This window comes from Nakamurella endophytica, from assembly GCF_014646215.1.
Classification (GTDB): Bacteria; Actinomycetota; Actinomycetes; order Mycobacteriales; family Nakamurellaceae; genus Nakamurella; species Nakamurella endophytica.
The window spans coordinates 34,574-43,069 of record NZ_BMNA01000020.1 but is presented as its reverse complement, the minus strand read 5'-3'; the positions used below and the strand labels follow the sequence as shown (position 1 = coordinate 43,069).

Below are 8,496 nucleotides of genomic sequence, written 5' to 3'. Positions count from 1 at the left end.
CAACCCCGCAGATCACACCGTGTCGCTACACAACCTCAACCAACCTCCCTGGGCAGTACATCTAGCCGGCACGGGCCGCCCCAGGCCGGCACGGGCCGCCCGATCGGGGAGCCCGCCGGCCACTACGCTCGTCGCAGATCCCGCGGGGTCGGCCACCGTGGCGCAATTGGTAGCGCACCCGACTTGTAATCGGGCGGTTGTCGGTTCAAGTCCGACCGGTGGCTCGTTCGGACGGCGGCACGCCGTCCCCGCCGTCCCACTCCGTCTCCGTCGGGCCCCCGGGCCATCCCCTCCGGAAGGGCCCGGTCACCCGGCCGGCGGGCTGATCCCCAACCGGTCGGTCAGCAACAGGAACGACTCCGCGAACGGGCTGTCCGCGGTCGTCCGGCGCAGCCGCTGCCAGTCCAGCTGCTCGCGGACCGCCCGGACCACCGGCAGCAGGGCGCCGAAGTCGCAGTACCGCTCGGTCAACGTCCGCAGCTTGGTCCCGACGATGTGGTCCGCGGGCAGCACCGGGATCCGGATGCCCAGCACCTCGCGGTCCTGCGCCAGCTCCAGCACCGGGGAGTCGACCGGCGCACCGTTGAGCCGGTGCAGCACGTCGACCAGCGCGCCGTCGAGCCAGGCCTTGAACAGCCAGTCCTCCGGCGGCCGCTCGATCGCCATGCCGGCCTCGGCGAGCACGGCCGCCGCCGCCTCGACGTCCTCCTCGGCGACGACGTAGTCGACGTCGTGCTCGGTCTCCGGGGCGCCGTGCACCCACAGCGCGTAGCCGCCGGCCAGTGCGAATGGCAGGCCGGACGCCTTGAGCGCGGAGCCGGCCACCCTCAGCGCGGTGCGCAGGAGGTCGCGCTCGGTCGGGGTCTCGCCGGGCGGAGCGGTCGGTTCGATGGTCGGTACCTTCCTCTGCATGCGGCTGGCGACCTTCAATATCCTGCACGGCCGGTCACCCGCCGACGACCGGGTCGACCTGCACCGGCTGGCCGAAGCGGTCCGCGAGCTGGACGCCGACGTCCTGGCGTTGCAGGAGGTCGACCGGGACCAGCCGCGGTCGCACCTGGCCGACCTCACCGCCGTGGCCGCCGAGGCGATGGGCGCGGTGGCGCACCGCTTCGTCGCCGCGATCTCCGGCACGCCGGGCGCGACCTGGATGGCCGCCACCGGCCGCGAGCAACCGGGCACCGCCGCCTACGGGATCGCGCTGCTGTCCCGGTACCCCGCCGATTCCTGGCAGGTGGTGCGGCTGCCGCGGATCCCGGTGACCGTCCCGGTCTACCTGCGCACCCCGCGCAAGGTCATCCTGGTCAAGGAGGAGCCGCGGTCCGTCGTCGTCGGGCGGCTGCGGACCCCGTTCGGCCCGGTCGTGGTCGCGAACACGCACCTGTCCTTCGTGCCGGGCTGGGGTCGGCTCCAGCTGTCCAGGCTGCGCCGCGACCTGGCGGCGTTCACCGAGCCGGTGGTCCTGATGGGGGACCTGAACATGCCGGCGCCCAGGCCCGCGGCGATCACCGGGTGGACCTCGCTGGGGGCGGCGCCGACCTTCCCGGTCGAGTCGCCCGACCGCCAGCTCGACCACATCCTGCTGCGCGGCAGCCTCGGCGCGGTCACCGGCGTCCGGGCCCCGGCCCTGGCGCTGTCGGACCACCGTGCGCTGGTGGTCGACGTCGCCGGGCCCGCCGGCTGACCGGGGCCGGCGGACCGGTGCGCGCGGCCGCCGGCGCTGCGGGACCGCCGGACCCGTGGTGCGGCGCCGTGGCTATCGTGGCCGCACGTCCGGCGCCGGCCGGCACGGCGCGCGGGCTGCGCGAGCGGAGGGGGCGGTGGCCGTGGAGTACACCAAGGTGGGCAGCACCGGACTGGAGGTGTCGCGGATCTGCCTGGGCTGCATGAGCTTCGGCGAGCCGGACCGCGGCAACCACCCGTGGACGCTGCCGGAGGAGGAGTCCAGGGCGATCATCCGGCAGGCGGTGGACGCCGGGATCACCTTCTTCGACACCGCCAACACCTACTCGGACGGCAGCAGCGAGGAGATCACCGGGCGGGCGCTGCGCGATTTCACCCGCCGCGAGGACGTGGTCATCGCCACCAAGGTCTTCAACAACCGGCGGAGCGGGCCGGACGCCGGCACCGCCGACGGGCTGTCCCGCAAGGCGATCCTGTCCGAGATCGACGGCAGCCTGCGGCGGCTCGGGACCGACTATGTCGACCTCTACCAGATCCACCGCTGGGACCACGGCACGCCGATCGAGGAGACGATGCAGGCGCTGGACGACGTCGTCCGCGCCGGCAAGGTCCGGTACCTGGGCGCCTCGTCGATGTACGCCTGGCAGTTCGCGAAGGCGCAGTACGTCGCGCAGGCCCACGGCTGGACGCCGTTCGTGTCCATGCAGGACCACTACAACCTGCTCTACCGCGAGGAGGAGCGGGAGATGCACCCGCTGTGCGAGGACCTCGGGGTGGGCGTCATCCCGTGGAGCCCGCTGGCCCGCGGGCGGCTGACCCGGGACTGGAAGGCCACCACGGCGCGCAGCGAGACGGACCGGTTCGGTTCGACGCTGTACGACGAGGACGACCGGCAGACCGTCGAGGCGGTGCGGGAGCTGGCCGAGCAGCTCGAGGTCCCGCGGGCGCAGGTGGCACTGGCCTGGATGCTCACCAAGCCGGTGGTCGACGCGCCGATCGTCGGCGCCACCAAGGTCGGCCATCTGGACGACGCCGTGGCGGCGCTGTCCGTGACGCTCTCGCCGGACCAGGTGGCCACCCTGGAGCGGTTCTACCGGCCGCGCCCCATCGTCGGATTCCGGTAGGCGGCCACCGCCGCTGGGACGGGCACAGCCGCTGGGACGGCCCGACGGTAGGCAGCACCGCCGGCCGGACGGCCCCCGCCGGTGGGACGCCAGCGCTGCGCGCCGCGGGTCCCGACGCCGTGGCCGGTGCCGCCGGGTGCAACCGGTCCACCGGGTGCTCCCGTCCCCGCACCGACGCCGGTCGGCACGGGTGGGGTGGTGCCGATCGGCGTCCCCGCCCACCGGACTCCGTGCCGACCGGCAGCGCCCCGGAAGAGGGAGACCGGGACGGGGACGGGGACGCCGCCGCCCCGGTCCCTGCGGGGACCGGGGCGGGTCGGTGCGGGTCGTGCGGGTCGTGCGGGTCGTGCTCGTCGTCGTCCTGGATCCCGCCGGGCGGTCCGGCGGCCGGCCAGCCGATCAGACGGCGGCCAGTTCCTTGGCGCCCTGCGGCGCGCCCGGGGTCGCCGGTGCGGCCGGGGTCGCCGGTGCGGCCGGGGCCGCCGGAGCGGTGGAACCGGCAGCCGCCCCCGGGGCGTGGCTGCGGCGCAGCCCGCGCAGCAGCATCGCGGCCTGCCGGGTGTCCAGGTTCGGCAGGTACGCCCGGCCGATGGCCAGCGAGATGGCCGCCAGGTCCACCGTGCCCGTGTAGACCAGGTAGACCGGCCGGAACTCCGGGTGGAACTTGGCCTTGAAGGCCAGCAGCGAGCGGAACCCGTACGTCGGCTCGAGCAGGCCGGACAGCAGGTCGAGGCTGCGGTCCAGCACCGTCCGGCGGCCCGTGGTCTGGGTCCGGCGGGCCAGCGGCGCGACGGACAGGCTGACCGTCCGGTACCCCTCCGCCTTGAACGCCAGGGCGCTCTCGGCGATCAAGTACTCCATCACCGGGCGGAAGCCGTCCGGGCGCCGGCGCATCAGGTCCAGCGTCCAGCCGACGACCTCGCCGTCCTGGTGCACGGGCAGCCAGGTGGTGACGCCCTGCACCGTGCCGTCCCGGTCGACCGCGAGGTGAGTGCGCATCTCCGGGTCGAGGGCGTGGCCGACGGTGCCGAGCGTGAAGCCCATCTCCGGCAGCGCCTTCTGCGACACCCACTCGGTCGAGATGGCCTCGATCCGGGCGCGCAGCTCGGCGTCGAAGTCGGCGAGCCGGCCCATCTGCATGGTGATGCCCTCGCGGGTCGCCCGGTTGCGGGCGGTCCGCACGTCCTGCCAGGTCTTGCCGACGAACTCCAGCGACGACAGGTCCATGACGGTGTCCTCGCCGATCTGCGTGGACTTCCAGCCCTCGGCCGCGGCGACCAGCGCCGGGGTGGCCGCGAACCACGTCGGGGCCCAGCCGGCCCAGGCGCAGAACTGCCGGAACTGCCGCACGGCGGTCGGGAACTCCGACTCCGGGCCGACCGGGTCGCCGATGGCGATGGCGACGGTGCCCACCACGCAGTAGCTGATGGCGACCTGCCCGTCGCGGGTGGTCCAGGTGGTGAAGGCCGGCCAGGTGCGCATCCAGCCGAGCGAACCGCCGCCGTACCGGCGGAGCAGCGTGCCGACGGTCTCCCGCGGCGCCCGCTCCGGACCGCGGTCCGCGTACAGCCACGGCACCAGCAGCCCGATCAGGGTCAGCGACCAGAGCACGGTGGCGATCCGCATCGAGGTGCGGGCCACCCCGTCGGTCGCCTGCAGCGGGCCGGCGTTGAACGTCATCCGCGCCATGGCCTCGCGGGCCAGGTCGACCAGACCGGCGTGCGGATCCAGGTGGGAGCGGACCGACCAGAGCAGGGCCACCCACACCACGGCGCCGGCCAGCACCGCCAGGGCGACGCGGCGCAGCGAGCGGACGGCGAAACCGTCCGGCGTGCGCCAGCTCCAGGCGTTGCGGTAGCCGAGCAGCAGGGCGAGCACCACCGCGGCGCACAGCGCGTCGCCCAGGTGGACGATGCCGTGCCGGGTGTTCACGACGGAGTTGACCAGGGTGGCGGAGGCCCCGACGGTGGCCAGCCACCACGCCGCGGCCCGGCCGCGGCGCAGCGAGTCGGCCACCAGGAACAGCACGACCAGCTCGCCGAGCAGCAGCGGCAGCGCGTGCATCGGGGCGTGCGTCGGGACGCCGTCACCCAGCACGCCGCCCGGACCGGGATAGACGGCCTCGACCAGGTTCGCCACGGCCGCGGCCATCAGGAACAGCGAGACACCCTGCCGCGCACGGAGGCCGGTCAGCCGCCGGAGGTGCGGCCGGACGTGCGGGCGGCCGGCGAGACGCGGGCCGACGAGGATGCCGGCGGAGAAGGACAGCAGGTGCTCGACGTCCCACAGCAGGCCGGAGCGGAGCACCAGGATCGACAGGTAGAACATGCCGGCGGCGCGGATGCGGGCGCTCCAGACGGGGCTCAGCAGCGCCGTCCCGGCACCGGCCAGTCCGAGCAGGCCGGCGGACATCCCGACGTCGACCCGGTCGGCCAGCGCCGCCGCCCACGGCCAGCTGCGGTTGTCCCACGGCCAGAGGATCAGCGCGGCGCCGACCGTGCCGACCAGCTGGGTCCCCAGCAGCGCGACGGCCGCCCGGACGCCGCCGAGGCGACGCTCGAAGCGGCCCAGCCCCACCAGCAGCAGCAGGGCGACCAGCGGATAGAAGACCGGCCGGGAGAGCACGAACGCGCCGGTGCCGAACGTCCACCACGAGCCGTCCTGGATGCTCGGCACCCCGTAGGCCAGGGACCGCAGCACGCCGGTCCCGGGATCGGCCGCCCGCCACAGCGTGCCGGTGGCGACGCCCGCGCCGAGCAGCAGCCCGACGGTGGTGAGCGTGACGGGGGTGCGGAGGACGGACCGTCCGGCGGAGCCGGCCTGGCGGAGCAGGAACCCTGCGACAGCGCGGCCCCGGTGGGCGGCGGCCGGGAGGGACGGTGCGGACATCGGTACTCCTGGGCACTGGCGTGTGGGTGGTGGACCCGATCGGGAGGCCCGTCCGGGGTGGAGCAGTGCTAGGACGCAGGCAATGCCTGCCGTGATCCGCCTCGAGCACAACTTTTTCCAAGGACTTTCACGACGAGCCCACCGCCACTGCAGAGGGTAGTGCCGACCCGGATGCGCCGCTGGTCGTTCGTCCGGTTCCTACCGGTTGCTCCGTGATTGATCGTGACGGTGCGTGATGCATCGCCCGGGTCGCAGTCGCGTCGGCGACGGGACCGGCTGGCGGTCCGTGACCGATAGCCGAGACTTTCGTCGCTGTCCGTGACGGATGTGCTCACTGTGGCTGCGCGGAGGGCTGGTTCCGCGGCGTGTTCGGGGGATCTTGATCCACGGCGGTCGCGACGGCCCGCGGATCGGGTGTCCGGCCGGTCCGGGCGACCGCTGTCCGCCGCGGTGACCGCCCGGTGGCGGTGGCAGGATCGATGGGGCCGCCGTCGCGCCGGGCCGCCGGGCCCGGTCGCGCCGGACCGGTGTCTGGACGAACGGAGGACGCATGCCTGTGACCGCAGCCCGCATCGACGAGGTGCTCGCGTCGGTGCCGTCGGGACTGTTCATCGGTGGCCGGTGGTCGGCCGGCCGCGGCGACCTCCCGGTCGAGGACCCTGCGACCGGCTCGGTGCTGACCTCCGTCACCGACGCCGGGCCCGAGGACGGGCTCCGGGCGCTGGACGCCGCGGTCGCGGCGCAGCCGGCCTGGGCGGCCACCGAGCCCCGCGCGCGGGCCGAGATGCTGCGCCGCGCCTTCGAGCTGCTCGTCGCGCGGACCGAGGAGTTCGCGTTGCTGATGACCCTGGAGATGGGCAAGCCGCTGGCCGAGGCCCGGGGCGAGGTGGCCTACGGTGCCGAGTTCTTCCGGTGGTTCTCCGAGGAGGCCGTCCGGGTCCGCGGCAGCTGGTCGGTCGCCCCGTCCGGCGGCACCCGGCTGCTGACCATGAAGCAGCCGGTCGGCCCGGTCTACGCCATCACCCCGTGGAACTTCCCGCTGGCCATGGGCACCAGGAAGATCGGTCCCGCGCTGGCGGCCGGCTGCACCGTGGTGATGAAGCCGGCGGCCCAGACGCCGCTGACCATGCTGGCTCTCGCGCAGGTGCTGGCCGAGGCGGGCGTGCCGGACGGGGTGATCAACGTCGTCACCACCACCCGGTCGGGAGAGGTGTCCGCGCCGATCATCGCGGACCCGCGGCTGCGCAAGCTGACCTTCACCGGGTCCACCGCCGTCGGCCGGACGTTGATCGGCCAGTCCGCCCAGCAGGTGCTGCGGACCAGCATGGAACTCGGCGGCAACGCCCCGTTCCTGGTCTTCGCCGACGCCGACCTGGACCGCGCGGTCGACGGCGCGATGCTGGCCAAGATGCGCAACATCGGCGAGGCGTGCACCGCCGCCAACCGCTTCCTGGTGCACGAGTCGCTGGCCCCGGAGTTCTCCCGGCGGTTGGCCGAGCGCATGCAGGCGCTGCACGTCGGCCCCGGCATCGAGGAGGGCGTGCAGGTGGGCCCGCTCGTCGACGCCGGTGCGGTGCGCAAGGTGTCGGAGCTGGTGGACGACGCGGTGCAGTCCGGTGCGCGGGTGGTGACCGGTGGCACGCCGGTCGACGGGTCCGGCCACTTCTACGCACCGACGGTGCTGACCGACGTCCCGCCTACCGCGGACATGTTCGGCGAGGAGATCTTCGGCCCGGTCGCGCCGATCACCACCTTCGCCTCCGACGACGAGGCCGTCCTGCTGGCCAACGACACCGAGTACGGGCTGGTCTCCTACCTGTTCACCAGGGACCTGTCCCGGGCGCTGACCGTGTCCGAGGCCCTGCAGACCGGCATGGTGGGGGTCAACCAGGGCATCGTGTCCAACCCGGCGGCGCCGTTCGGCGGCGTCAAGGCGTCCGGGCTCGGCCGCGAGGGCGGCGCCGAGGGCATCGACGAGTACCTGGAGACCAAGTACGTCGGCATCTCGCTCTGAGTCGCCGGCCGGGCTCCCGGCCGCGTCCGAACAGCCGTCCGGCCGTCCTGGCCGCCGCGATTGCCGCTGTGGCGCCGGGCCGGTCAGGTCGGGGCCGCGCGGCGACCGGCGCCTAGCTGCGGGCGGCCCGGCGCACCGCGAACGCGGCGGTCAGCAGCAGCACGCCGGCGATCAGCGCCCAGACGCCCACCAGCCAGAGCAGGGTCAGGATCCCGGCCACCGGCGCGACCAGCAGGCTGACGCCGAAGACGACGGCCGCGATGCCGAAGACCAGCACCCACACCCAGCCGGACCGGGCGCCGTGGCGTCGCAGGGCCAGCGCCGACAGCACCGCGGCGAGACCGCCGACCACGGCCCAGATGCCGACGATGTAGAGCAGCACCAGCGCGGTCGCGCCCGGCCAGACCAGGGTCAGGATGCCGGCCACCACCGCGACCACGCCCTGGAACGCCCACCCGCCCCACGGCCGGCCGGCGCGCCGCTCGGCCGCGGCGTGGGCGAGTGCGGTGATCCCGTCGACGACGAGGTAGGCGGCCACCAGGGCCAGCACGAACGCCAGCCCGGCGCCCGGAGCGACCAGCACGATGACGCCCAGGACGACGGCGATGACGCCGCGGACGGCGAGCACCCACCAGTAGCGGCCGGCGAGCTGCAGCAGGGGTGTCGTCACGACGTCCTCCGTCAGGGCGGTGCGGGTGCCCGGTCCCCGGTCGCGTCGGCCGGCACCGCGGCGGATCGCGCCGACCGTAGCGCAGCGATCGGCCGTGACGTATCAGGCGGCACGGG

General features: G+C 74.4%; 6 protein-coding genes and 1 tRNA gene. 4 read left to right on the top strand and 3 right to left on the bottom strand.

Features of this window, described 5'->3' with window-relative positions:
• Positions 1-151: 151 nt before the first annotated feature.
• Positions 152-224 (top strand) — tRNA-Thr (locus IEY37_RS21245).
• Between the two features lie 82 nt (positions 225-306).
• On the opposite strand, the gene IEY37_RS21240 is transcribed toward IEY37_RS21245, so the two are convergent.
• Positions 307-912, bottom strand: a complete 606-nt coding sequence (locus IEY37_RS21240; protein WP_229674745.1) for a hypothetical protein — start codon at positions 910-912, stop codon at positions 307-309.
• On the opposite strand from IEY37_RS21240, the gene IEY37_RS21235 reads away from it, so the two are divergent.
• Positions 911-1,684, top strand: a complete 774-nt coding sequence (locus tag IEY37_RS21235; protein WP_188944935.1) for an endonuclease/exonuclease/phosphatase family protein — start codon at positions 911-913, stop codon at positions 1,682-1,684. The genes IEY37_RS21240 and IEY37_RS21235 overlap by 2 nt on opposite strands.
• 142 nt (positions 1,685-1,826) lie before the next feature.
• The gene (locus IEY37_RS21230; RefSeq protein ID WP_188944942.1) at positions 1,827-2,807 is read left to right on the top strand and encodes an aldo/keto reductase; all 981 of its coding nucleotides are present in this window, start codon (positions 1,827-1,829) and stop codon (positions 2,805-2,807) included.
• Positions 2,808-3,206: 399 nt separating this feature from the next.
• Here IEY37_RS21230 and IEY37_RS21225 read toward each other — a convergent pair whose 3' ends face one another.
• Entirely contained in the window at positions 3,207-5,696 is a 2,490-nt protein-coding gene (locus IEY37_RS21225) for a bifunctional lysylphosphatidylglycerol flippase/synthetase MprF (protein ID WP_188944934.1), read from the bottom strand.
• Positions 5,697-6,246: 550 nt separating this feature from the next.
• Here IEY37_RS21225 and IEY37_RS21220 point away from each other — a divergent pair.
• Positions 6,247-7,710: an NAD-dependent succinate-semialdehyde dehydrogenase gene (locus IEY37_RS21220; protein WP_188944933.1), complete on the top strand. Its 1,464-nt coding sequence runs from the start codon at positions 6,247-6,249 to the stop codon at positions 7,708-7,710.
• A 112-nt stretch (positions 7,711-7,822) separates the two neighbouring features.
• On the opposite strand, the gene IEY37_RS21215 is transcribed toward IEY37_RS21220, so the two are convergent.
• Positions 7,823-8,380 carry an HdeD family acid-resistance protein gene (locus IEY37_RS21215; RefSeq protein ID WP_188944932.1) on the bottom strand — a complete coding sequence of 186 codons (558 nt, stop codon included), beginning with the start codon at positions 8,378-8,380 and terminating at the stop codon, positions 7,823-7,825.
• Between the last annotated feature and the right edge of the window lie 116 nt (positions 8,381-8,496).